Genomic DNA, 23519 nt, shown 5'->3' with positions numbered 1-23519 from the left:
ATTAAGCCTTGGTTACTAGTACGAAAGCATCTTTATGTGCTACTGCAAAATCCATATAACTGAATGAACGTAGTACTACACCTTGGCTTGCACGTTTGGTTGTTAGGTCGCGGTCTAGTTCTACACCACCCCATTGAGCAAGGATAAGAGTACTGAAATCACCAATTAGGATTGCATCAGTAGGTACACGAGTACTGACAATTACGCGAATCTCATCGGCTAGGTATTGTTCATCACGGTAGCCTTCAATCAACATCTTGGCTGCGGTGTTACCTGCCATTGGTACTTGACGTAGTGCTGCATAAACTGACGGATGCATGATAGCCACACAGTTACCGGCATATACGTTTGCAGTTGCTAGTGCTTCTACCGCGTCTTCAATGGCAGCAAGATCGAATGCAGTAGCGGATTGCTGCGTTGCATTAGTAGCAATATAACGAAGGATTTCGTTTTCTAAGTCAGATGCCGCAGTTTTAGTTAGTTGCTCTGAAACAAAGCGTTCAGCCGCAGTATTAGATAACTGTAGAGTACGGGTTAAGGCTACTGAACCAGTGAAGTTCTTCGGCTTTAGGCTTACAGAAGTGAATGGTGCATCATGCATTGGGCTATCTGCACCCTCTGCAACGAAACCAAAAGTACCACCAGTTAGTGTATTTGCTACTGGGATAACTAGTTCGCCATTGCCTTCAAGGCCAGAAAATACTTGTGGTTGTGCTACTTGAGCTAATACGGATTGTGCCCATAGTTGATCAATGTATGAATCTGCGGTTTTACGTACAACAACACCGGCAGCATTAGTAGTAGTGGTATCACGTTGTAGATCTACAACATAACCACGCTCACCTTCAATAACACCTTCAACCGGTGAATTATCAATTAGTGAGCGAATTGCTTTAGAAAGATTATTTTCCATTGTGATTTCCTTATCATCATTAGAATTTTTTAGTTCATTGGTTATATCTCGGAGACTCAAATTAGATTCGAGGTAACGTGATACATCTTTATTTAGTAGCTTGCCCAAGGCTTCAATTTCCATTTGACGCTCTTGTTCTTGCTCTTCTGTATTTATTGTTTGAGCTGGCTCTGGTTCATCAGTACTTGATTGTTCTTCTTCTGATTCCTGCTCATCAGTACTTTCAATCTCCGGTTCTGATTCAGTACTTGATTGTTCTACATCAGTACTTTCAGACTCTTGATTATCAATTTCTTGTTCTGGCTCCTGCTCTGATTCAGTATTTTCCTGTTCTTCCTCTAATGAGCGGCCAATACCACTTTGAATATCATCGGCTGGAATTGAAACTAGGGAGATTTCGAATGGTTGCCATTTAGTAGCTAGTAGATTGTCACCATCAATGCGATAATCTAGGATTGAATATCCAACGCTGACTTTAGTAAGAATGCCCTCTTCAACCATTGTTTGATATTTATCGGCAGTACTTGAAAGTCGAATGCTCGCACGACAAACTTTATCCGCATCGATACTTGAAGATTCAACAACACCAATGATGTTATCTTTGTCATGATTGAAAAGTACGGCAGCTTTATTTTGTAGGCGGGATAAATCTACATTTTCTGGGGAGCAAAGTAGAATTTCATTTAGAATTTGTTCGCCAAACTCGCGTAGTACTGGTTGTTCTGAAGCAAAGGCTAATTCAATTAGTTTACTATCATTACTGTCATTTCCCTGATTGATCTGGCTGGCTTCCATCTCCCTCTTCATCTGGGTTTTGGGTGTTTTGTTTTCCATCTATTCTGTTATCCTTAACATTTAAATAGTTATCTATTTCATCCTTCTCAAAATCCTTAAGTACATCCCGGTAGTCCTGCCCCAGCTCACTAATAATTTGTTGACGTGATTTCAAACCATTTTCCAGCAATGAGATCTGGTATTGAGCGTCCTTATTAGGGTCTAATGAAAGTGATACGACAGGTGTGTAAGTTGCTTTTACTAACTTTCGAAAGTTTTGGAATTTAAGATTTAGTTCATTCTTATTTAGCATTTCTACTTTTAAGTACTCTTTATAAATCGGTTTCAGTACTTGAACGATTAATGCATTTTGCTTACCTTTAACTACTTGTTGCATCATCCGGTCTGATAACTTGGCAGCACTGAAAGAACTATTCTTGGTGTCATATAGTAAGTTCATCTTGGTTACATTAAGTGCCATTGCAATTTGTCCCATCATTTGATCCATAAAGCTGTCTAAGCCGTCAGTACTTGATGTTGGATTCACAGTTTGTATTTTCTTTCCCGGCTCTAACTCAAGTAATACGCCCGGCTCTAGATACCCTTCGTACGTTTCAGTTGCTAAGTTTGCTTCATCAATGCTATTGAGTAAGTCAGTAGTTGCTGATTGCTGATCATCACTTGTAATGAAAGCCATAGAACTGGCTGAGACTTTCTTCTGCACCAGACTTGCATTCACGAACTGCTCTAGCTCTTTGATGAGTCCAGTACAGGCAATGATGTCCGGTAATCCCCTTTCCTGTTCGGCATAGTCCTGAATAAAGAAGTGGATTACCTCGTCTGCTGGAACTACCTCATAGTCTGTTTGATAATAAGCATAGGTTGTTGGATCAGTTTTACAGATGTGGTAGGAAATTGGTTTCTTGAACTTATCAAAACGAATACCATTGCTGATGTACTCACCATTACTGAACTGTTGATTTCCAATTACAGGTACACGTAAGCTATCTATAATTTCCAGTTTCATAATACCCTCAATCTTATGAATCCTGATAAAGCACTCACCATCACGTGCTCTTGTACGGCAAACTAGATTTTGAAAAGTACTTATATCTAGTCGGCCAGTAGTTGAAAATGCATCAGGATCTTCTGCCCACTCATAAAAGAGTTGTTCAATACTCATCGAAAGATCATGATTCTTTGTTTCATCATCATAAATTTCTACATTCGAACGAATACTAATACCGTCTGCACCCGATATTTGATCGGCATCCATTAGAATGTACTTTCTAACTACTGGATTGTTTATTGCTAAATCACGTGCCTTAGTTTGTAGTGTAGGTAAGCTACTTTGAATCAATCGGTTGATGTTTGCACCTTGACCAGATCCAGAATACCCAAATGATAAAGTACTTTGACGACTGACATTGATCGTATTTAAATCACGTTCTAGTTGTGAGGTTCTATTTCTATGTGGTTTTTGAATATTAGGTACTGGCATTGGTACTTGTGGTGGCTCTGCTACCTTTTCCTGTCTTCTAAAAAAATTAAACATTATCATTCCTTCCTATGGAGTTTGGTTATGCTTTTAATCGGGCGTTGTCCATCACCAGACTTACCATTAAGTTTCAGTAGTTCTTTATTCGCCTGTTTGGTGTATTGATCCTTTAACCTGTAAAGTACATCTAGGGATTCATTAACTAATGTTTTGTTATTAATACTGGTAGTAGTGATTAATCCACCAGCAACACGCATCTTTATTAATTGGTCAATGTCCTCTAACATCTTTAGAAGCTCTTGATATTTTTCACTCGATGCTATTGGGTCGATTACGGTGAAATGAATTACCTCACTGATTGACATATCAGTTTTAATTATTTGCGTCCATAATCCGGCTTCCCATTGTTCAGTACTAATCGCTGTTGTTTCACCACTGATCTCTTTTTTTGTTTTATTCGGGGAAACCAATGTAGTTGTTTCACTATCATTTTGATGATAGATAATAACCTCACCGATATAAACCCTTTCTAATTTTGTTGTCATATTTTAATTCCAGAATGAATTACGTCTTCGTAGTCTCTTAGGTTGCTGGTTTGGTTCCGGTGGACTATCGTTAGAAGTATTTGTTGTCTCGTTATATTTATTGCGTACCCTATGGTTGTATTCTCGTAAAATATGATAAGGATCTGCACCAGTTAATGTATTTAGATAATGTTTCATGCAGATATATGCATACACTAGACAATCAAGTGCTTCATTTCGTGAGCCTGATACTTTTAATGACCATTGCTTGAAACCATGTTTAACGTCTACCCTTTCAGCAGTAAGCTGATTGAAATAATCATCTGGTAGTGTTTCACTAAATCGTATTGGCGGGTTGTTCTTGTCTACAAGGCAAGTACGCAACATCTTATTGATAGTGCTTTTAGCGAGATTCACGTTTAGTATCTGTAGTTCGTGGCCGCCAGTTCTACTACTCCTGAACAACGGTTTCGTAGTACTGCACCCTTCACCCTTAATTGGTTTGAATAATGGGTTGTAACTGTTGCAGTACGTGTAGACCGTCTGTGTTGCGTTCCCATTCGAGCTATCCAGGAACCCGGCAAGTACTCGTACTGGACGTCCTGAAACTGTTTTGAATACGCCTTTACTGTACTTGGTTAGTTCGATATAGGCTTTGCTGCCAATCTGGTTACAGTCCACGCCATAGAAGCTTCTATGATCCAGTACGTAGAGGGTTTTCTCTGTGAAGCCCATAGTGGTGCATTCTAGGCGGTCTTGTTGTTGGTCTACCCCTAGGACGATACCTAGGCAGTTATCAGGGATTGCCAGTACTGAAATCTCTTCTCGTAAGTTCTCCAGCTCGATTAGGTTATGTTCTTTGTTCTCTTCTGGCTCATATGGCAAGCCAAGGGAGTTGTTGTAGAAGCTTTGCAAATCGAAGTTATAGTGTGCGTTGCTGAAGTCCTCAACCGTTGACTCAATGGTATTGATAGGACTGTACAAGCGGCTAACGTGGTAGCTTGGATATTTTCCAGCGGGGTTAGTTACTACCCAGTGTCCACCAGCAATTGCCCTTACCCGTTCACCCTCAGTTATATGATGCTCACAGTTCGGACAAAGTAACTTGGCAGTTTCTGGTACTGCTTTTTTCCGTCCATTTGGCAGTACTTGCCAATCGAACCTAACGTTATCCCATACTAATTCGTGATAGTGATTACAGCTCGGACATGGCACATGAAATTTACGTTGATCACCTGCTTCATATTCTTGAACTATTGCATCGAGTTTGTTTGTTGGAGTGCTGGCCAGCATGATCAAACCATCGTCAAAACTCTTTATACGTTGGCTTGCTAATGCAATCGGATCGCCTTCACTGTCATCAGTATTTCCCGAGATTTCATCAAGAAAAATTCGCTTGGTTGTAATACCCCTGAGAGTACTAGGTGCATTCAAATTAATGAAATACGTATTAGTACCGTCAATGTTCTGTTGTGTATTCGCATTATTGGCGGCATTCTTATCTGATTTGAGAGTTACATAATCTTTAAGAATGCTTTGATCAATGCTCGGTTGCCATTTACCAGTTTTGAATTTCTGAGTACTAGCACCAGACTGTGATCCATATGCCATATTTGAAGGGTCATTCACAATGAAGTACTGCATCGCTGTCATGATGATTGTACTTTTAAGCAACTGAGCACTACTTTGCATGGCGATGCGATGAATATTAGGTTCAACGATTGTGTCGAGTACTTGACGCTGAAATTCAAATAAACGTAGTTTCTGTCCTGCTAATCTACCATCGGGAAAAACTAAATGTTGTTCTGCAAATTTACTCGGTAGTATCTTTTCTGGAGGTAGTATCTTTTTTATCGTTTTCTTGTAGATCTTCTTGAACTTCTTCATTTCCGAGTTCGAGAGATCCGATCTCTCTAAGTGCATTATCAATTACTTCCTGAAATGTGTGTTTTAATGTTATTGCATCCTTGCTTTCAAATAGTTTTAAGTACTCGCTTGACGGGATTGACCGCATGATTGTTTTGAACTGGTGAAAGTACTTTGCAAGTTCTGACTCAACAATAGCAACGTTAATTAGTTCACCCTTGCGTTCGGCTTCGTCCAGCTCTTTAATATTGGCGGATGCCGTAATGTCACGTAGTTTTTCTTTTTCTATTTGTTCTCGTGTGTTTGTATCACGCAGAGGCTTAATTATATTTTCAACAATCCAGTTTCGGGTTATTTCATCGGGAATATCTTTACCGTGTGGCATTCCTTTTAATTTCCATTGACGGACTGTTGCTTCGTCATAGCTGTACTGGCGTGCGAGTTCTCGTAAACTGATCATTTTATGGTTTTCCTTGTTTTTACGGTGCGGGAGAGTGTTTAATATTGATATATATTTAAAATACCGGGCTGCGAAACTACGCATGAGAATAATTCTCATTGGAGAACCTATTAATGATAGTATTCACCTATTGAATGTGACCACTTCATTATTTTTATTTATATTCCTAGCGTCATTTCATACTCAACAATAAATCTCTCAATGACTCATGCTGCATAATTAAATAATCAATCGTTCTGGATGTGAGTAGTGTATTATAATGAAATAGTACATCTTCATTGAGTTCATAAGCTGGAGTATCAAGTACTATATCAGTATCTAAATTCTTGATAGTACATGACCATTCACCCACGATTGTAACTATCGTTTCAATCTGAATATTATCAATTGTGATGTACTGATAGAGTGAGTCTTTTAATTTAAAAACCTTGCATTCTGATAATTGCGTCATGATATATCCTCCATTGTATTTAGGTAAAAAAAAGCCCCGGCGATTAGGCCGAGACTGGGGTAATTTATTATTACTATTATTGGTTAAATCCCCTATTCACTGGTGTTGGTAATTCTATAGGTTCTCAATACTATTGCTGTGAATCTGTATCTGCATCGGGCTATCAGTGCGTACTACCGTAGTGTTACCCGTTTCACGATAGGCACGGATATTACTCACTCTTTCGGCAGCAATGCGACATCCGGTACTATTATTGTCCAACTGATAGTACTTGTTGTATGTCCGGCGGCAATCGCTACTGAACTGTGGGCGGTAGTAAAATCCATCACCTGCCGGGAACAGTACTACCACTTGTTCCCCATCAACAACCCCTACCTTAGCGTTATCCATCCAAGGGTGTGTTGTACTACAGCCTGATAGTAGTGATGTTGCCAATGCTAATGCTGCTAATAGTTTCTTCATGTTGTTACTCCCAGAGATTGTTATTTTATTTATCGCCATTGGGCTTGTGGGAGATGATACCAAAGCAAAGCGATTTGATCGATAAAAGCGATCAATGGTTTGTTATTGATCGCTACAAACTATCAACAGTGTTAAATCGTGCGTGTACGCCATCGTGAGACGTCTTGATATAAACCCATGCAATCATATTGGCTTAGTGGATTAAATCGCTTAGTGAGGCTTACATGAGGTGGGATTGATCCGGGTTGCTAACATTATAAGAAGGTGACGCCCACTTTATAGCAGCCCGGATCCGTAGTATTATAATATCAAACCCTTACTTATTTGAGCAACAATGTGAAATCCATAGATTTTTTCTTTATAATTATTACAGCTCTCTTTTCTTCTATCGCCCTTTCTACATTTGGTGAGAAACCTATAATATCCTTTGGTAATGTAGCTGATATAGTCAGTGCCTTCTGTAATATAGCTATGGCGGGTGCTGCTGTTTACGCTGCGTTAAATGCTAAGGGTTGGGTAAACCAAAAGGCTGACGAGATTTCATTATTGTTAGCTAATAAAGTAATTTGTGAAACATGTCCAAACATTTCAATATCATTAGGTGGAATAACTGATCCATTTAATTACATTGGCGATAAGGTTTTATTTAACTCAAGAGAAAGACATGATGAATTAGTAAAAACCTTAGAGCTTAAAGATAAAGATGCTTGGTATCTTTTTAAAGAAATTAGAGAGTTTAAAAAAGATATTGACACATTAGAGCGTCAGGGATGGGTCCTAAAAAATAAGCAAAAAATATTTATTGATGAATTCTTCTCAAAAATAGAGGAATTTTATTCCATATACCTTTCAGCCTCAACAAGAATACAGATGTTGCGATGGCCTGATAATGAAATCAACGATTACGATATTGTATGTGATTCTATTGTTACCGATATATTTGACTCAGTTAAAAACGTAAAGATTCATTTTGGAGTAATAATAAGGTGCCTTGATGAATTTCAACATTCAACAAAAAAAGTTCATGATTTTTTCACAAAAAACACAGATTAGGTTGCGACAACAATGATTAACTTGGTTACTAAACAACACTCTGCTCTTAGGAACAAAAAATTTATTTATATCTATTACACAGTAATAATTAGAATTTTCGTTCTATAAAGCAATGCACAAAACATAAAGGAATCACTATGAAATTACCCATTTTAATAAAAACAGTAGCAATTATGTCTATCTTCCTAAGTTTTGGATGCCGAGCTGATGATGTCATGAAAGCCGAGTTCAGAACTTTAGCAGAGTGCCTTAAAGCCATAGAAAAGAATACCAACTCATCCCTAACCATTATTAGAGATAAACCTGAAATAGTTACAGGAAACCTCGATAATGGTAAAACCTTCGCATGTGAACGAAAGGAAAGCGGAACCAAAGGAACATATTATGAGGGATGGTTCATGGTTGATTAACCCATACCTGGATGTTTCTGTAACCATGCGGTATCACTTTTATGGAGTATTTTAAACGCAGAATCACTCTAGTAAAATACAATGGCAAAAAATATCTAACACTTCTATCCAATTTAGAATGAGTAAGATATGATGATCTTACTCAACTAAAATTCAAGAGAAAAAATGACTAAACAAGATTGGTTAATGCAGCTTCGTCGCTGCGGCAGTATTGAAACACTTGAGAAAGTAATTGATAAGAACAAGTATGAACTATCTAATGATGAACTTGAAACCTTCTATGCGGCATCTGATCATCGACTGGCAGAACTCACTATGGGTAAGTTGTACGATAAGATCCCAGCTACCGTATGGCAGTTTGTAAAATGAAATGGGCTAATAGAATAATTATTGGTTTGGTTATAGTACTGTTCATTCTTGTGCTACTACTGTTGATTAGTACTATCTATTATAGTTTGGATAAGAAGATGGAAATAGGTTCATTGACTGATTGGCTAAGTGCGGGTGCCAATATATTCATGGCTGGGGCTGCTATTTATGCGGCTGTAAATGCCAAAGACTGGATTAAAGACAAACACAATTCAGCTGGTTATGATCATGTTGCAAAATTAATGGCTGATTACGATACAGTAGTTTTAGAAATGAATCGCTTTTACTTCCAGATGTTAGATCTGCAAAAATCAGATGACGAATTCCATACTACTAAAAAGAATATTGAAGATCACGTATACACTGTATTGCCATTACAAGATAGATTAAAGGCTTGCAGAAGATTTAATATAAAGAGCAAAGTGGAGCTTGAACAGCATTTTCAAGATCTAGTTAGATTTTATAATCTTTGCCTGAAGATTTATGGTGCTTTAAAACTTGATAATATTAAAATGTTTAAAGAAGCAAAAACGAATCTAGATCAGCAATATCTCAAAGTCGAAGGATTCAAAAAGAATTTGGATACGGATATTAAAAACTTATTTTTCTTCTCCTAGTACTCTATGCGTTTAACAAGCCGCAATATTGCGGCTTTAATTTCACCATCATAGGGCAGTTCAATTAGGTCGGGTTGGCTTCGCGTTAGTACTATACGATGTACGGCGTATGTCTTCACACATGAAGTTAGGTATGGTTGCTGCGTGAAGTACTGGAGATAACATAGCCAGTACTAATAGTGTCCTTCTCATATTACCTCTTTAAATATACTATCTGTTTCTATTTCTTGTTGGGAGTATCGGATTTTATACTACATTTTGCTTTCAAAAATTCTCTATCAAAATAGTTTTCCGGTACTGAAGTTAACATACCATCTGGAATATCAGCTATATATGTTTCCATAATTCCGTTACTTTGACACTTTTTCATTATGTACTTACCATTGTATTGAGCTATGATTACACGTCCATCCTTATCTTGATATAACCCATTAGGAGCGAAACCATAGTAGTAATTTCCTAATGCGAAACAAATAACCCACGAATAAAATACAGCTTTTAACAGCTCTCGTCCTTGCACATTTTCATCACCAGTTTTATTAATTTTTTTTATTAATGCTGCAATTGAAAAAAGTGAAAAGAACATCACCAAATTAAAACTAATAATGGTAGCAATCTCACGAAAATTTTCACTCTTATTATATATGGTTATTGCAGATGCGACCATGCTAACAGATACGATGAATGTATTCCAAATAGCACCTTGTGATGATTTTATTGCAGTCTTTATCATAAAGAAAGCAACTAACAAGGCCATTAATGACTTTATCAGTACTGAAAACAAACTCGATGAATCAACACTTATATAACTAAATGGGTAGTCATAAAAAACAGCCTCCCCCATCCTAAAGAAGAAATAACATGAGTACGCAAAAATGGTGATTTTAGTAATATCTGCTATGTTTTTTATTCCATTCCAATTTAATACCATAGCTAACTCATCCTTCCGCTATTAATCTTTCTACTAATTTTTTGGAGTTCTTAATTTTGTACTCTCTTCCTTGAGTATCTAGCACCGTGATATCTTCAAGCTGATAGGTCTCTCCATCATCATCATTTCTAATGGTATACTGCCTATCTATATAGAGTACCACTCGTTGTTTTTCCTTGAGAGAAAACCCGTCCTTTGTGTAGTCATGGCATATATAACCTTTATCATAGTTGTATTGAATACCTTCAATTGCAGCAATACGCCTACCAACATTTATAACTGTAACTTTAATTTTATGAATTTTATTATAAAGCGGCTCTCTTATAGTTTGTGCTGTTATCAATAGTTTTTCTCTATCTCTCAGAACTGTCCTTGCGGAGAAGAACAGTGCAATACATGCAATTATGAATGATAACGCACTAAAACTAATAGCAGCAAAATCTTTGTACTTGTTTACGAATTCGATCATCTATTGTCCCTTATAGTTCATCCTGATAGTACTCTATCATCGCCTCATGCAAGTACAAGTGCCAGTGCCAGTGCTACATGTCGAAATCACTATCATGAGGGGGTGTAATTGATCGGGTGGCTTCGCGTTAGTACCCTTATCGGCTTTCCATTAAGGGCTTCAACAGCCCGACACCCAAACAAACGAAGTGCGTTAGCTACTAACAAGGCAGTTAAAATACCCAGCAATTAGTAATTAAACTACTGAAAAAAGCAATTGCCTTTGTTCGCAAGTAAACGCAGCGGAGCAAGTGCAACTAAGAACAACAGGCCGACTATTGCGAACTTGTGAGCAATGGGCGTAATTAATATTGTTATTACTTGATAAATGCAGTTGACAAGCAACCGCATTATGTCGTTTCCCTGCGTGTTTTGTCGTGCTGAGAGCACTCCAAATCCACTTGCTCAACTCCTTTTTCATTAATTTTAAAGGGTTTCCTTTTTAGTTACAAAAAAGGGGTACATAACTACCTTATATGTATAGGTACTTTTGTCCCCCATTTTACCCAATCCACAATGAATTTTTATGATAGTGATGTCGACATAGAGCGTTTATTTGTTTTTTAATACTCTCGCATCAAGAGTACTGAAGTCTACATCGGGATTTTTCCCCTGTTGCTTTGCCTTCCATTTCTTATAAGAAGCAATCAGTTCAGTACTGTTCACATTACGTCCATGCCATTTACTGAATGCTTTTTGAAGTTCTCTTGGAATTACTCCCGCTGGCCTACCATTTACGCGTACTGCAATATCATCAATGCCAATGTCTATGTACTCAAGCTCACCACCAAGACTCAAGGCTTGTTGTTCATCGAACACATACACTGTCATCACTTCAGTACTTTCAAAATCCCTCAAACAACCTCGTTGTGCAAACTGTTCCAAAGACTCGTACTCACGACTTCTAACAAGATCATTCCCACTAATGTTAAAGAATAGTTCCGTCATACTGACTTCTACTGGACTTGGGCGGCAACTTGCCATCCATACACAAGTACTGTATCCCTGTAGGCCATTCATTCCACGCGTATCAACTGGCACATACTGGCCGCCCATAGTGAATGACTCGGAGTTGTTCCGAGTGTAGTAGTAGTCTTGTCCTTTCAACTCATCGTTGATGTACTGAATAACACGTTCGAAATGCTCTCTGTGAGCCATCCTAAAGGACTTACTGAGTACCTTGGACTTTGAGAAGTACTTTACCTTTAAACGCTGTGTAACGGGTACTGAGCGTTTTCTGAGGCCATCAAAAGTACTTTCCACGAACATATCAGGCTTAGACTTATAAAGTAGTGATTCATCGAATTTATTCGCCATGAATGTTAGGTCACAATCCTTGTACTTTTCGATATCTATCCAAGCCAACATAGTTAATTGTTGAATATCGTCATCGTAAGTACTGATAGTCACGTTATCTAGTACGGTACTCTTCTTTTTGAAGTACTCAGTATTGAGGGCAAAGTGATCGTGGGTATCAACCATTTCGAAACCTTTACTGATCATAGTAACTATGTCACCTGTTGCATCTTTCTTTGATGTTAGGCAGTACTTATCACTTAGTTCGTCAAAGTCCGTGAATATGTCATCCTGTAAGATTGCTTTAATCTTGCGATTCCTTTCATTGATAGACTTAAAAGAGTGGAAGTTCACTACATCGTCCAAGTAAATCTTCCAACCAACTAATAAATTCGGCTCAATCTTGAAGAATGATTTTGCAGTGATGCCCAGTACTCTACCCGTACCTTTCAAAAGAAAATCATTAATCGAGGTATCAACATTACTCGTATGCGTTTCCGAAGTAATCAAATGACCGCCATTAATTCCAGAAAATGTTTGGTTAAGTAGATCTATCTTCCCCTGCACTATGAGGTACTTCTCTTCAGTACTGTTCACTAAGTCTTGTAATTGGTAAGTTTTACCGCTTCCACATTCTGCTTTTATAAACTTATAAATATTTTTATACATGTTAATTCCCTTTTATTGTTTAGCCAGTATTCCAGTACTGGCTTTAATTTTATTTTTCAAACCACCAATCTTTGTACTGTTCTATATTGTTGCTTTTTAGATCAAAATAAAAGTTTGCTGACCCATTGATACCAAACTTTTTGTTTATTTCTCTTCTATCACTATCTATGCCAACCTTGTATAGGTCATTTAAAATGGACTTGTACATACTTTCATCCAACTTTATAAAGCTCTTACCTATTTCTTTTATTTTATTTTTCGCCTTAGGATAGTGATCGCACAATCCATTTCTTTTTGTCTGATAGATGCCACCTGGTTTCCCCAAGCTACCTTTATGCCATATTCTTTTACTCATTATCGCCTCCTTGGCCTAAAATGATGTGTTGGTTAATTAAGTACTGAATGGCGGCACTTCTTGTTTTGGCCTTCCCGCCCTCAATCAAACTATCTATTAATTCGATTTGTCTATCATTCAGACGTATGCCAAATGATGTATTTTTCTTTTCTTTCATATTGTGCACCTTTTATTGTTTTTTCCATGCAAAAAAGTACCCGAATGTCACAACGGGTAACTTTATCTTTGGAGATTTTGTTTTATTATTTATTGAATTGAGTAGTAAGTACTGCCATATGCAATTCCAAGCTTTTCATCACGAATCACAAAGGCTATTGTACTTTCATCATTGTTATTTATTACTTTCACGTCATAAAGCGTGAACAATACAGGCCAGAATACGCTATTGAATTGATTAATATTTTCGGTTAATTCTAAATTGTTGTCTTGAAGAAATCGTAGCATCTCATTTACCAGTACTAGATGTTCTGGTAGATCGAATACTCGTTTTGATAATCCACATGCACTTATGATGTTAGGCTTGGACATTGAATACCCCCAATGCCCATAACAAGGCAATACCCCAAAGGATTGACATTGGGTTAGCGAGTATTAGAATCAGTATTACGAAGAGTGTAGTTAATACGATGAAGTCTTTAATAAATTTTCTCATGCGGTGTTTCCTGTGCAGTTTCACTGTACTTATTTAGTGAAATAACCACTGAAAACACCTTAATTATACCACATTTATTTTCGTCGTTTCATTTTTAGAGAAAAAATCCCGCCCCACATATTATAGCCGAAATCAGGTTTTTTTTCAGAATTATTTGAGAACTGCATCCATGTTCTGTTGTAAACGTTGAACAAAGCAGGCCAGTAAACAGAATTAAATGAATCTAGATTAGTTTCATCGAGTACTAAACCATGTTCTCGACAGAACCTAATGATTTCATTTCCCACATATCAAACAAATCATCAATAACCTCACGGTCTACAAATTGTGACATATGATTAAGTGCTAAGAAGAAATTCCTACTTCCAATGGCTTTAAAATCACTGACATTCCATATGTCTTTGGTCTTGTCATGCCATATTGAGAAACCATTACTACTTATTCTAAGTTCATTAGAGGTATCAATAATAGCAATATTAGCCAATAACTTTCCAGTCAAGTTTTCAAGTACTAACATGTGGCTAAGTACAGTGTTGTAATACTCTACGTTTACATATATATGCCCTGAAAACTTTTGAACAAAAATCTTATGTACTGTTTTTTTGATAAGAACATTTATTTCTTGTCGAAGGCTTACGTTTTTTTGTTCTATAACCTCTGAAATGTCAAAGTTAAATTTTGGCTTAACATCTGTAGAAATTATTGTCAATTCATCTTTAAGTTCTTGGTGCTCTTTACGCAGAACTTTCAAAGACCGCACTAGTGCTAAAACCATGTCGTGGTCTGCACCCGTCATCTCTTTTTGTAGTTCATCTATTCTACGAGCAAGATCGATTAATTGCGTATTTTTCCCTTGAACATCCACACTGACTTTGTTTTTATTTGAGTAGACACTATTCCAGTCAATATTGTGTAAATGCTTTAGCACTTCTTTCTCTACATACTCATATCTACAGGCAGACGCAGAACAAGCATGTTTATCACCACGTTTCTTAACACAATAAAGATGATGCTTACCATGTGGATTTTTATTAGCGATCATGGCACTCTTACAGACCCCACATTTAGTCATACCATTAAACACATTACGCATCTTACGAGTTGTTCTACGCTTCGTAGATCCATCCTGAGAATCAAAATGATCCTGAACCCGCTTAAACATTTGTTCATTTATTGCGATTGGATATATGCGGTTGTCTTTGTTATATCCAATTAGTCGTCGATCACGTAAGATATGATGAAGTGATGTACGTGTCCAACGCTTTCCATTATTCAGAATCCCATTCTCATTTAGATAGTCCAATAAGACAGCTATTCCGTGCCCTTCAAGGAACCGTTCGAAAATAATTATATAAATTGCTAACTGTTCTTTAAGTACTTCATAGTGATCATCAACAATCCGTAGCCAACGTGGGTGATTCGTTTTAAGTGCTATACCCTGTTCTAATGCTTTTTTGTGGCGGTTTGACCATGATTTACTAGCCATACGGCTTTTACGTTCTGACTCACCATGTGCACGTTCAATAGCATGAGAGAGTTTAGAAAGAGTCCCCGATATCTTACTTGAATAGACTATACCTGTTTCTACCTCGTGTATGTCGATGCCTCGTTGAATCAGGAAATTGAACTCCTCGGATGCTGTGTACTCTTCTGCTCTTGAGAAGCGATCGACGTTCTCTATAACCAATGCACCACAGGCTATCTCTCCGTCAGCTACACGTTGCTTAAACCTCCCCAATGCTCCCTTGGTAAATTGGTAGCCATGATAGCCACTCTTCCCTAGATCGGGATCGAGCATCTCATAGTGATCTGGTGAGAGCTTGTACCCTAACTTCTCCGCCTCTTTAGAGTTGGAAAGATACTCTAGCACAGCGTCAGATTGACGCTGTATACCATAGCCATCTTTTTGTTTTCCTGAAGAAATTCGACAGTACAGATAAGCCTTCATGACATTCATCTCATTAGAAACATTGAGAATATTTTAGCACACAATTACAACCAGTCGTTTATGTATCTTGGAAATGTGGTGGGTCCGCTAATTGGCTCTGGCGTTTCGGCACTGATGGGCTTCCGCTGGGTGTTTGCGGTAACGGCGGTGCTGGTGCTGATTAACTGCCTGCAGGTGCGTAGTCAATTTAACAAGGTCGAGGGCGTACGGAAGTGATCAATAGGGCCGCCACCGCGGCCCTGTCGTTCTTAAAAAAAACCTTGGCAACGGTTAATCACGCAGCCAGGGGGTAAAGGTCACACCGATCAATAGCCCTTCCGGGCTGAGCAACCGGGTAACGCTCTGACCCCAAGGCTCTTCACGGTTGGCGATCAACAAACGATAGCCACGATCAATCAACCCCTGCGTCGCCAGCGCCATATCAGCGACGTCAAACTCCATCCACGCCTGGGGTACCGGTAAATCGGCCGGCCATTGCTCACTACCAAAGCACGACTGTGCGGCCTGCGCCAGCGGCCACAGAGCGAAATGTTTAACCCCCTCCAGCGCGCCATGCTCGGTCAGCAAATAATCGGCATTGCCGTCCATCGGCTTAAGCGGTAGCCCCAGCGCGTCAGCATAAAACGCCTTGCTGTGCTCAGTTTGTTGAGTAATCGGCCCAAATCCGGCGACAAACAACACGCCTAGTCCTGCGAACTGCTGTTCCATGTTCTCTCCTGTTGGCTATCAACGCCCCAAACGCATTTGCATCGGGGCAATTCCGTAGGCCGCCTTGAAACGGTTGCTGAAATGGCTGGAGGAACTGAAACCGCACTCCAGCGCAATCTGCGTCAACGGCAGCAAGCTGTGGCACAACAGTCTTTCCGCCTGCTGTAGCCGCGCGCGCATGACAAACTGGTGTGGTGCCAGGCCGGTGTCATGTTTGAACATGCGAGCAAAGTGGAACTCACTCAGTCCGGCCTGTACCGCCAGATCTGCCAGCAACAACGGCTGGTCGAGATGCTGCTCAATATACTCTTTCACCCGTCTGGCGACCGCCGGAGCCAGACCGCCGCGCACCTGCGGCATCGCCCATTGCAGTTGACTATAGCGCTGCACCAGGTGCGACATCAGCAAAGTGGTGGCACTGCTGAGCGCCAGTTGGTTGGCCCGTTCTTGCCAATTGCAGTTAAGTAAAAACTGGCGATACAGCAGCGTGATTTGGGGATCTTCGCCAAAGGCGCATTGTTCGAGGTTAATTGACGCCGGGCTGCGATCCCAGGTTTGCTCCACCACCTGGCGCAGGTGGTGGTCGGTGCAGTAAAGATGCACAAAAGATAAATCGCTGCGTACATCCCAGGTAGATTCATATTGACGCGGCATAATACAAAAACGGTCCGGCCCACCGCCGTTCTTCCAGCCACCCGGCACCTTTTGATAGCACTCATAGCCGTCGGCGACATACAGGCTCAGCGTATGGTGATTGGCGCTTTCCTGAGTAATGCGATCGTTGCAGTTTGACCAGGAGGCCAATTCCACGCCAGAAGCCAGTTGTACACTGTTGTGCAACCGCGCTTTATGCTCCCGCAGGGTTTCAAACGCCTTATAGCTGGACATGCCGCCTCCGTTTCTCAATCCCTCCAGTGTAGAGAGAGGCACTGCGCCACACCAGCCGTCAGCCCGCGCTTTTGCCAAAAAAAGCGCAAGAATATGCAATTGTACGCAAAGCGCTGAAAGCACGGCGGCCTGCAACAACGGATCCTGAGCCGGTCTATTTTTTGCTGGAGTCTATGATGAACACGCTGTTGTACCTTGCCGTAGTGCTGATCTGGGGCACGACCTGGATTGCAATTACCCTGCAGCAGGAAGGGCCTGTAGCCATTCCCGTTTCCATCAGTTACCGCTTTGTGGTTGCTGCGGGAGTGATGTTGGTGATTCTGCTATTGGCGCGCCGCCTGCGCCGTATTGCCCCGCGCGATCATTTTTTTTGCATCCTGCAAGGCTGCTGCGTGTTCGGTTTTAACTTCTACTGCTTCTACCATGCCGCAGCCTATATCAGCAGCGGACTGGAGTCGGTAATTTTCTCAATGGCGGTGCTGTTCAACGCCGTTAACGGCGTGCTGTTCTTCCGCCAGCGCCCCAGCCCGAACCTGCTGCCGGCGGCAGTGCTGGGCCTGAGCGGGATCGTCGCCCTGTTCTGGCAGGATCTGGCCGCCACACAGCTGGCACCGGAGCTGTTGAAAGGCATCGGGCTGAGCGCTCTGGGCACCTACGGGTTCTCTTTGGGCAATATGATCAGTACCCGTCACCAGCGGCGCGGTCTGGATATTCTGTCCACCAATACCTATGCCATGAGCTACGGCGCGATCCTGATGGCGCTGATTGCCCTGGCTCAGGGCGTATCGTTCCAGATTGAGTTCAGCAGCCGCTATATCGGCTCACTGCTGTATCTGGCGATATTCGGTTCGGTGATCGCCTTCGCCGCCTATTTCAGTCTGCTGGGTCGTATCGGTGCCGGTGCAGCGGCCTACAGCACCCTGTTGTTCCCTCTGGTGGCGCTGAGTATTTCTACAATTTATGAAGGCTACCAGTGGCACCTCAATGCGGTGATTGGCCTGTGCCTGATCCTGCTGGGCAATCTGGTGATGTTCGCCAAACCGGGCAGGCTCACGGCTTTGTGGCGTCGTCGAGCGGTATAAACGTCGCCAGTATCGTCAGCTACCGTCCACGTGCCGGATCGTACTGCCACCACCATTTTAGCGCGTCGATATCGATAGTTTGGGTGCTGTTGAAGATTTCTTCCGGCTGGGGTTGCGTCAGTTGGCCGCCTTCAAAAGCCCCCTCATCGCTATTGCCACTCATTGATTTATAACGGCGGGTATTCTGCGACCAGGCGGTCGCGCCGACATAGTAACGCACCACCGACTCGATATAAGCTTTAAGCCCGACAGAGGCCGTTTTCTCAACTTCAGCACGCAGACGCAAAAATAGCCCCAACAGCCGCAGACGCATCTCAAGGTACTCCTCAATGCCTTCGTCAAAGCTGTATTGTCGTTCACGTATCAATACGCGGATCAAGTTGTGTTCTTTATAGTTCGAGCCGCGCACCATCTCCTTGAGATAGGCATGAGGTTCCGTCTCCCAGGCCATCAGGTGTGACAGCATTTCAAACAGTGCCCGCACAGGGCGATCCTCAAACTCCCGCTGCGACACATCAACATTAGCGATCACATGCCCTAACGTCGGAAACGACCAGGCGCCGCCGCCGGTCACACGCATGGAAACATAGTCGTTCAACGAAGGGGCCGGATTAATGGCCTTCCACATCTCGGCCATCATATATATACGCATCGATTCGACAAAGCGGGCGGTTTGTTCTGGTTTGGCGTATTTATCCAGCCGAACCCGCAGGTCACGCGCAGCCAAGGCATAACGGTCCTGCGAAAGCGGGTATTCTGGTGATTCAAACTGTCGCCAGATCTCCGCCGAGGCCTGAATGAATTTTTCCGGCTCGCTGGAGATCGGCCCCTCATCGCAATATTCGTCATCGTAAGCAAAAGCCCACATGCAAAAATCCACGCCAACCTGCAGCAGTTCGTCACTGCCAACGGGGTACATCATCGAGCCCAGCCAACTGCAGTGAATATTGGCCAGCCGCTGACGCTGTTCATCATCCTGATAAAGTTCGAAACGATCCGCATAAGCCCGGGTAGCCTGCTCGAAGGGATCACGGTCATAACAATCCTGATCCAGATAAGGTGTAGCGTTACCGGGGGAAAAATGGGGGTGAATAGCAAAGCTGAACGGTTGGGGAAGTTCCGGCAATTTGATGGTCATTCCAGGTCTCCTTGCGGATAAAATTGTGTGGTCCAGCGACGGTACACGGCCATATTGCCTTCGCCAGCAATCAATTTAGGCTGTTCGACAAAGCGCCGGTTGCGCCAGACATCAAAATCCTCCTTCACCGTTTTGACAAACCAGCGATGGATGTAAAGCAGCAAGGCGGCATAAACCAAGCGCTGCAGCCGGTGCGGCAAACGCGAAACTCGCTCAACGCGGATAGTGTCAATCATGCGGAAATCCCAGCTTAACGGCGTGATCTGCGTGCCCAGAGCCTGAGTGCGCGCAATCAGCCCCAAACGAGCGAATTCGGCCTCACCTACGGCGTAACCTAGACCAAAGCATCGCATTTTCATATTCACCGCCTGGCCGAAGACCTTGGCTTGCATGGTGTAGGTCATCTGGTGCCGATCTTCCTGGTGCCGAGTGACCACCTCTTGCAAACCGTGCAAATAGGCGAAATGCAGCGGATCGGCGCTGTTTTCCGTCATGTCCTGACACAGCCCCTGCAACACGAAATTTTCATAGCGTCCCTGCGAAAAACCCGCTCGGTCAAGTACCGGCAATTGCCAGTACGGCGGTAAATCATCCTGATGGCGCCAGACGAAAATGACGCCGTCGACCTCAGTGGTGTAACGCTGCGTCAACGCCGCTACCGGGGGTTTTTGACCACCGGCAGTTCGCACACACAGTCCATCAGGGTTAAAGGCCAGACCGTGAAACGGGCAAACCAGCTCTTCTCCCACCACTTTGCCTCCATAACCCAGATGCGCACCGAGATGCGGACAATAAGGGTCTATCGCCCGCGCTATGCCGGAGGCAGTACGGTACAGCACCAACTCCTGCCCCATAAAGGACACCCGCTGAACCTGCTCCGCCAGCAGTTGGTGGCTGAATCCAGCCGCGAACCACCCGTTGGGATAAGGCAAGGCGATCTGGCCAATACCCGTGGCACTGCGCTTATGTGCTGGCGCGGATATCAGGGTAATAGGCACTACGCTGTCCTGCTCTGCCGTCGAGAATGCATCCATAATGAATTCCTGTACTGAACTATCAATTGGGCTTTGGCCACCTGACTGCGGCTCTGGTTATCCCGTGGCCGAAGCTTACCCGCCTTAAACCACCGGTTTGATCGGCTTTTGGGCAATCACGCTGTAGGTGGAAACCTTGTCCTTCAGCAAGGCTACCGACCAGTTTTCAGCCAGTATCCGCAGTTCTTCCAGCGCACCGCCAACGCCTTCCGGGAAATGGCGTTCAATATTGGCCTTGGAGTCCATCAACCAGTGCGCCACATCGACGTTGGAGGGCAACACGCGAAAATCCTTCACGCCAAAGCCGCTGTCCTCCAGCACCTGGCTGAAATAGGCCGGAGTTTTCTGATGGCGGCAGGCCAGGCGATCAACCATATCCGGCGTATCGGACTGGTAGCGATCCGGTTCGACGTTGTACAGATTGTCGGAAATAATCACCTTGCCGCCGGGGCGCACTCGGGTAAACAATGCACGCATCGCCTTCTCATACAGCTCATTAGGGAAATGCGAAATCACGCCGCGAATGATCACCAGGTCGTACAAATCCGCCGGATCCGGCAACAGTCCGATATCTTGCGCATTGCATAAGAACAGATTAATGCGATTAGCCAGCCCTTGCTCGGCGTGAAGTCTGGCGCAGTAATTAAGCTGTTGGGCGCTGACGTTAACCCCATCCAAGCGCCGGCACTCAGGATAACGTTCCGCCAAATGCTTGAGGATGTAACCCCAGCCACAGCCGATATCCAGGATACGGCGCATCGCCGGGCGATCGCTGCCGGTGACGCCGGCCAGAAATAGCTGCTGCTCAAAATAGCGTACGCTGGATTCGTCCAGCGAGGCGGTGGGCTTCAACTTTGACGCCGGGGCCAATGACGGTGAGACATCCTCATACACGCCAAACTGAAACAGCAACGTATCGCCAATCGCCTTGCGCCAATGCTCCGGCTCTTCACAGTAGGTCTGCACCACCTTCTCTTCATAACTGTCGGTTTGCTTATCCCGGATCACCTGATAAGGCAGGTTCTGCAGATACACCGGATCGGAATACTGGGTTTCAGACAGATTGCTCATGGTCGCTCTCCTCGATAAATGTGCGTATTTTCGGGCAAGAAAGATTCACTTCCCTCGGTAAAACTCCCCGCCACGGTGGCGAGGTCCGCTACCGACGGGGTCACAAAGCTGACGATGGCGCTTTCAATGCCGTCAGCGTCCAGACCATACGCCGCCAACAGCTCGGCGGATTCGCCATGCTCAACAAAATGATCCGGAAAACCCAGCAATAGGCTCTTCACCGCGATCCCGGCGGCGGACAGACTCTCCAGACAGGCGCTGCCGGCCCCACCGGCGAGGCAACCTTCTTCTACGGTGACCACAACCTCATGGGTTTGCGCCAGGCGCTGCAACAACCCGGCATCGAGCGGTTTAACGAAACGCATATTGACCACGGTCGCATCCAGCCTGACGCCGACTTCCAGACTGGGTGCCACCATAGAGCCAAAAGCCAGAATGGCGATCCGCCGGCCAATACGGCAAACCTGAGCCTCGCCCAACGGCAATGCCACCATCTGCCGCAGCGGCACCACGCCGGGGCCACTACCGCGCGGATAACGCACCGCAGCAGGACCTTCATGATGCAGGGCGGTGTGCAGCATCTGACGGCATTCATTCTCATCCGCCGGGCACATCACCAGCAGATTGGGAATACAGCGCAGATAGGCCAAATCAAACATCCCCATATGGGTCGCCCCATCAGCCCCCACCACCCCGGCGCGATCGATGGCGAAGGTCACTGGCAGGTGCTGGATGGCGATATCGTGGATTAACTGGTCATAACCGCGCTGCAGGAAAGTGGAATAAATCGCCAGCACTGGCCGCATGCCTTCGGCAGCCAGTCCGCCCGCAAAGGTCACCGCATGCTGTTCGGCGATGCCCACATCGAAGTAACGATCGGGGAAGCGTTGCTGGAAGGTCACCAGGCCGGAACCTTCCCGCATCGCCGGGGTGATGCCGACCACCCGCGGATCTCGTTCGGCTTCATCACACAGCCAGTCGCTGAATACCCGGGTATAGGTGAGTTTTCCGCCGCTGGCGGGCAAGATCCCGGCCTGCGGACAGAATTTGGCGGGTGCATGGTAGCCCACAGGATCGGCCTCGGCGTATGAAAAGCCACAGCCTTTGCGGGTGATGACGTGCAACAGTTGTATTCCGCCCCGATCGCGCACGCGCACCAACGCCGGAACCAACGCGGCGATATCGTGCCCGTCTACCGGGCCGGTGTAATTAAACCCCAATGTACTGAACAGTGCGGTCGACTCGCCCCCCAACAGGCCGGCAAGGTGCTTTTTCAGCGCACCGACCGAAGGTGAAATCGACATGTCGTTGTCGTTGATAATCACCAGCAAGGACATATTCGAGTCAAGCGTGGCGTTATTCATTGCCTCATAAGCCAAACCGGCGCTGAGCGCCCCATCACCGATTACAGCGATGCAATGCCTACGTTGTTGCTGCAACCGTGCAGCATGAGCCATCCCCAACGCGGCAGAAATAGAGGTGCTGGAGTGGGCGGTGCCGAAGGTGTCATAGGGGGATTCATCGCGCCGCGGAAACCCCGAGATGCCACCTCTTTTGCGCAGGCTGCTCATCTGCCCACGCCGACCGGTGATCGCCTTGTGCGGATAGGATTGATGGCCTACGTCCCAGACAAGGCGATCGTTCGGCGTATCAAAGACATAATGCAAGGCCAAGGTTAATTCCACCACGCCGAGATTAGAGGCTAAATGGCCACCGCTTTGCGCGATGCTGGATAATAAAAATGTGCGCAGTTCATTGGCTACCTGCACTAATTGCTCACAGGTTAGTTTCCGTAAATCGGCCGGAAACTTAATTAAATCCAATAGGGTATCCATAGCCATTC

Annotated in this window: 25 protein-coding genes and 1 pseudogene; 6 read left to right on the top strand and 20 right to left on the bottom strand. The window is 43.7% G+C overall.

Translation table 11 applies throughout. The features are described from left to right. Window position 1 precedes the first annotated feature (1 nt). The 7 genes from F8R23_RS03070 to F8R23_RS03040 form a co-directional block, all read right to left on the bottom strand. On the bottom strand, window positions 2-1747 hold the full coding sequence (locus F8R23_RS03070) for a phage major capsid protein (protein ID WP_151415239.1): 1746 nt from the start codon (window positions 1745-1747) through the stop codon (window positions 2-4). Further along, complete coding sequence (locus tag F8R23_RS03065; RefSeq protein WP_170287978.1) at window positions 1677-3242, bottom strand: phage portal protein; 1566 nt, start codon at window positions 3240-3242, stop codon at window positions 1677-1679. The genes F8R23_RS03070 and F8R23_RS03065 overlap by 71 nt, the downstream gene beginning before the upstream one ends. A gap of 2 nt (window positions 3243-3244) precedes the next feature. Beyond that, a complete protein-coding gene (locus tag F8R23_RS03060) occupies window positions 3245-3730 on the bottom strand; it encodes a hypothetical protein (protein WP_151415237.1) in 486 nt (161 codons plus the stop codon). Between the two features lie 3 nt (window positions 3731-3733). Then, window positions 3734-5596 carry a terminase gpA endonuclease subunit gene (locus F8R23_RS03055; protein ID WP_170287977.1) on the bottom strand — a complete coding sequence of 621 codons (1863 nt, stop codon included), beginning with the start codon at window positions 5594-5596 and terminating at the stop codon, window positions 3734-3736. Beyond that, the gene (locus tag F8R23_RS03050) at window positions 5523-6035 is read right to left on the bottom strand and encodes a terminase small subunit (RefSeq protein WP_170287976.1); all 513 of its coding nucleotides are present in this window, start codon (window positions 6033-6035) and stop codon (window positions 5523-5525) included. Before F8R23_RS03050 ends, F8R23_RS03055 begins: the two co-directional genes overlap by 74 nt. 172 nt (window positions 6036-6207) lie before the next feature. Next, a complete protein-coding gene (locus F8R23_RS03045) occupies window positions 6208-6486 on the bottom strand; it encodes a hypothetical protein (protein ID WP_151415234.1) in 279 nt (92 codons plus the stop codon). A 114-nt stretch (window positions 6487-6600) separates the two neighbouring features. After that, window positions 6601-6948, bottom strand: coding sequence for a hypothetical protein (locus F8R23_RS03040; RefSeq protein ID WP_151415233.1), 348 nt, complete (start codon window positions 6946-6948; stop codon window positions 6601-6603). A gap of 336 nt (window positions 6949-7284) precedes the next feature. Here F8R23_RS03040 and F8R23_RS03035 point away from each other — a divergent pair, with 336 nt between their 5' ends. The 4 genes from F8R23_RS03035 (at window position 7285) to F8R23_RS03020 (ending at window position 9397) form a co-directional block, all read left to right on the top strand. Next, entirely contained in the window at window positions 7285-8001 is a 717-nt protein-coding gene (locus F8R23_RS03035) for a hypothetical protein (RefSeq protein ID WP_151415232.1), read from the top strand. A 137-nt stretch (window positions 8002-8138) separates the two neighbouring features. Next, complete coding sequence (locus F8R23_RS03030; protein WP_151415231.1) at window positions 8139-8411, top strand: hypothetical protein; 273 nt, start codon at window positions 8139-8141, stop codon at window positions 8409-8411. Window positions 8412-8576: 165 nt separating this feature from the next. Continuing rightward, a complete protein-coding gene (gene hha, locus F8R23_RS03025; protein WP_115184189.1) occupies window positions 8577-8780 on the top strand; it encodes a hemolysin expression modulator Hha in 204 nt (67 codons plus the stop codon). Between the two features lie 98 nt (window positions 8781-8878). After that, window positions 8879-9397, top strand: a complete 519-nt coding sequence (locus F8R23_RS03020; RefSeq protein WP_151415230.1) for a hypothetical protein — start codon at window positions 8879-8881, stop codon at window positions 9395-9397. Window positions 9398-9617: 220 nt separating this feature from the next. Here F8R23_RS03020 and F8R23_RS03015 read toward each other — a convergent pair whose 3' ends face one another. From F8R23_RS03015 to F8R23_RS02990, 7 genes are all read right to left on the bottom strand, one after another. Further along, window positions 9618-10328: a hypothetical protein gene (locus F8R23_RS03015; protein WP_151415229.1), complete on the bottom strand. Its 711-nt coding sequence runs from the start codon at window positions 10326-10328 to the stop codon at window positions 9618-9620. 7 nt (window positions 10329-10335) lie between these two features. After that, window positions 10336-10797, bottom strand: coding sequence for a hypothetical protein (locus F8R23_RS03010; protein WP_129938071.1), 462 nt, complete (start codon window positions 10795-10797; stop codon window positions 10336-10338). Between the two features lie 590 nt (window positions 10798-11387). Continuing rightward, window positions 11388-12800, bottom strand: coding sequence for a hypothetical protein (locus tag F8R23_RS03005; RefSeq protein ID WP_151415228.1), 1413 nt, complete (start codon window positions 12798-12800; stop codon window positions 11388-11390). Window positions 12801-12849: 49 nt separating this feature from the next. Beyond that, the gene (locus tag F8R23_RS03000) at window positions 12850-13155 is read right to left on the bottom strand and encodes a hypothetical protein (protein ID WP_129938069.1); all 306 of its coding nucleotides are present in this window, start codon (window positions 13153-13155) and stop codon (window positions 12850-12852) included. After that, window positions 13148-13312, bottom strand: a complete 165-nt coding sequence (locus F8R23_RS24135; RefSeq protein WP_170287975.1) for a ribbon-helix-helix domain-containing protein — start codon at window positions 13310-13312, stop codon at window positions 13148-13150. Before F8R23_RS24135 ends, F8R23_RS03000 begins: the two co-directional genes overlap by 8 nt. Window positions 13313-13401: 89 nt before the next feature. Continuing rightward, window positions 13402-13683: a hypothetical protein gene (locus F8R23_RS02995; RefSeq protein WP_151415227.1), complete on the bottom strand. Its 282-nt coding sequence runs from the start codon at window positions 13681-13683 to the stop codon at window positions 13402-13404. 368 nt (window positions 13684-14051) lie between these two features. Continuing rightward, window positions 14052-15755: a recombinase family protein gene (locus F8R23_RS02990; RefSeq protein WP_170287974.1), complete on the bottom strand. Its 1704-nt coding sequence runs from the start codon at window positions 15753-15755 to the stop codon at window positions 14052-14054. A 45-nt stretch (window positions 15756-15800) separates the two neighbouring features. Between F8R23_RS02990 and F8R23_RS02985 the strand changes: the two are divergent. Beyond that, window positions 15801-15971 (top strand): annotated as a pseudogene (locus F8R23_RS02985) (multidrug transporter subunit MdtG); the annotation flags it as partial. A gap of 54 nt (window positions 15972-16025) precedes the next feature. On the opposite strand, the gene F8R23_RS02980 reads toward F8R23_RS02985, so the two are convergent. Beyond that, a complete protein-coding gene (locus F8R23_RS02980) occupies window positions 16026-16463 on the bottom strand; it encodes a VOC family protein (protein ID WP_129934718.1) in 438 nt (145 codons plus the stop codon). An 18-nt stretch (window positions 16464-16481) separates the two neighbouring features. Continuing rightward, entirely contained in the window at window positions 16482-17351 is an 870-nt protein-coding gene (locus F8R23_RS02975) for an AraC family transcriptional regulator (RefSeq protein WP_129934719.1), read from the bottom strand. A gap of 176 nt (window positions 17352-17527) precedes the next feature. On the opposite strand from F8R23_RS02975, the gene F8R23_RS02970 reads away from it, so the two are divergent. Then, window positions 17528-18433, top strand: a complete 906-nt coding sequence (locus tag F8R23_RS02970) for a DMT family transporter (protein WP_151415225.1) — start codon at window positions 17528-17530, stop codon at window positions 18431-18433. A 19-nt stretch (window positions 18434-18452) separates the two neighbouring features. Here the strand turns inward: F8R23_RS02970 and F8R23_RS02965 are convergent, their stop codons facing one another. The 4 genes from F8R23_RS02965 to dxs all read right to left on the bottom strand — a co-directional run bounded on the left by F8R23_RS02965 (window position 18453) and on the right by dxs (window position 23517). Then, a complete protein-coding gene (locus F8R23_RS02965) occupies window positions 18453-19571 on the bottom strand; it encodes a terpene synthase family protein (RefSeq protein ID WP_129938066.1) in 1119 nt (372 codons plus the stop codon). Continuing rightward, a complete protein-coding gene (locus tag F8R23_RS02960; protein ID WP_129938065.1) occupies window positions 19568-20605 on the bottom strand; it encodes a Rieske 2Fe-2S domain-containing protein in 1038 nt (345 codons plus the stop codon). The genes F8R23_RS02965 and F8R23_RS02960 overlap by 4 nt, the downstream gene beginning before the upstream one ends. Window positions 20606-20689: 84 nt before the next feature. Further along, on the bottom strand, window positions 20690-21676 hold the full coding sequence (locus F8R23_RS02955) for an SAM-dependent methyltransferase (protein WP_129938064.1): 987 nt from the start codon (window positions 21674-21676) through the stop codon (window positions 20690-20692). Further along, complete coding sequence (dxs, locus tag F8R23_RS02950) at window positions 21673-23517, bottom strand: 1-deoxy-D-xylulose-5-phosphate synthase (protein WP_211369064.1); 1845 nt, start codon at window positions 23515-23517, stop codon at window positions 21673-21675. The genes F8R23_RS02955 and dxs overlap by 4 nt, the downstream gene beginning before the upstream one ends. Between the last annotated feature and the right edge of the window lie 2 nt (window positions 23518-23519).

The sequence above is a fragment of the Serratia proteamaculans genome (genome assembly GCF_008830365.1).
In the GTDB taxonomy this organism is placed as follows: Bacteria; Pseudomonadota; Gammaproteobacteria; order Enterobacterales; family Enterobacteriaceae; genus Serratia; species Serratia proteamaculans.
The sequence above is the reverse complement of the archived record's forward strand: the minus strand, read 5'-3'. Positions and strand labels throughout refer to the sequence as shown.

Bases quoted from the DNA above. Each gene is read 5' to 3' on its own strand.
- F8R23_RS03070 (WP_151415239.1), bottom strand. From the start codon at position 1,747: ATGGAAAACAAAACACCCAAAACCCAGATGAAGAGGGAGATGGAAGCC.
- F8R23_RS03065 (WP_170287978.1), bottom strand. From the start codon at position 3,242: ATGTTTAATTTTTTTAGAAGACAGGAAAAGGTAGCAGAGCCACCACAA.
- F8R23_RS03060 (WP_151415237.1), bottom strand. From the start codon at position 3,730: ATGACAACAAAATTAGAAAGGGTTTATATCGGTGAGGTTATTATCTAT.
- F8R23_RS03055 (WP_170287977.1), bottom strand. From the start codon at position 5,596: ATGAAGAAGTTCAAGAAGATCTACAAGAAAACGATAAAAAAGATACTA.
- F8R23_RS03050 (WP_170287976.1), bottom strand. From the start codon at position 6,035: ATGATCAGTTTACGAGAACTCGCACGCCAGTACAGCTATGACGAAGCA.
- F8R23_RS03045 (WP_151415234.1), bottom strand. From the start codon at position 6,486: ATGACGCAATTATCAGAATGCAAGGTTTTTAAATTAAAAGACTCACTC.
- F8R23_RS03040 (WP_151415233.1), bottom strand. From the start codon at position 6,948: ATGAAGAAACTATTAGCAGCATTAGCATTGGCAACATCACTACTATCA.
- F8R23_RS03030 (WP_151415231.1), top strand. From the start codon at position 8,139: ATGAAATTACCCATTTTAATAAAAACAGTAGCAATTATGTCTATCTTC.
- hha (WP_115184189.1), top strand. From the start codon at position 8,577: ATGACTAAACAAGATTGGTTAATGCAGCTTCGTCGCTGCGGCAGTATT.
- F8R23_RS03020 (WP_151415230.1), top strand. From the start codon at position 8,879: ATGGAAATAGGTTCATTGACTGATTGGCTAAGTGCGGGTGCCAATATA.
- F8R23_RS03015 (WP_151415229.1), bottom strand. From the start codon at position 10,328: ATGGTATTAAATTGGAATGGAATAAAAAACATAGCAGATATTACTAAA.
- F8R23_RS03010 (WP_129938071.1), bottom strand. From the start codon at position 10,797: ATGATCGAATTCGTAAACAAGTACAAAGATTTTGCTGCTATTAGTTTT.
- F8R23_RS03005 (WP_151415228.1), bottom strand. From the start codon at position 12,800: ATGTATAAAAATATTTATAAGTTTATAAAAGCAGAATGTGGAAGCGGT.
- F8R23_RS03000 (WP_129938069.1), bottom strand. From the start codon at position 13,155: ATGAGTAAAAGAATATGGCATAAAGGTAGCTTGGGGAAACCAGGTGGC.
- F8R23_RS24135 (WP_170287975.1), bottom strand. From the start codon at position 13,312: ATGAAAGAAAAGAAAAATACATCATTTGGCATACGTCTGAATGATAGA.
- F8R23_RS02995 (WP_151415227.1), bottom strand. From the start codon at position 13,683: ATGTCCAAGCCTAACATCATAAGTGCATGTGGATTATCAAAACGAGTA.
- F8R23_RS02990 (WP_170287974.1), bottom strand. From the start codon at position 15,755: ATGAAGGCTTATCTGTACTGTCGAATTTCTTCAGGAAAACAAAAAGAT.
- F8R23_RS02980 (WP_129934718.1), bottom strand. From the start codon at position 16,463: ATGGAACAGCAGTTCGCAGGACTAGGCGTGTTGTTTGTCGCCGGATTT.
- F8R23_RS02975 (WP_129934719.1), bottom strand. From the start codon at position 17,351: ATGTCCAGCTATAAGGCGTTTGAAACCCTGCGGGAGCATAAAGCGCGG.
- F8R23_RS02970 (WP_151415225.1), top strand. From the start codon at position 17,528: ATGAACACGCTGTTGTACCTTGCCGTAGTGCTGATCTGGGGCACGACC.
- F8R23_RS02965 (WP_129938066.1), bottom strand. From the start codon at position 19,571: ATGACCATCAAATTGCCGGAACTTCCCCAACCGTTCAGCTTTGCTATT.
- F8R23_RS02960 (WP_129938065.1), bottom strand. From the start codon at position 20,605: ATGGATGCATTCTCGACGGCAGAGCAGGACAGCGTAGTGCCTATTACC.
- F8R23_RS02955 (WP_129938064.1), bottom strand. From the start codon at position 21,676: ATGAGCAATCTGTCTGAAACCCAGTATTCCGATCCGGTGTATCTGCAG.
- dxs (WP_211369064.1), bottom strand. From the start codon at position 23,517: ATGGCTATGGATACCCTATTGGATTTAATTAAGTTTCCGGCCGATTTA.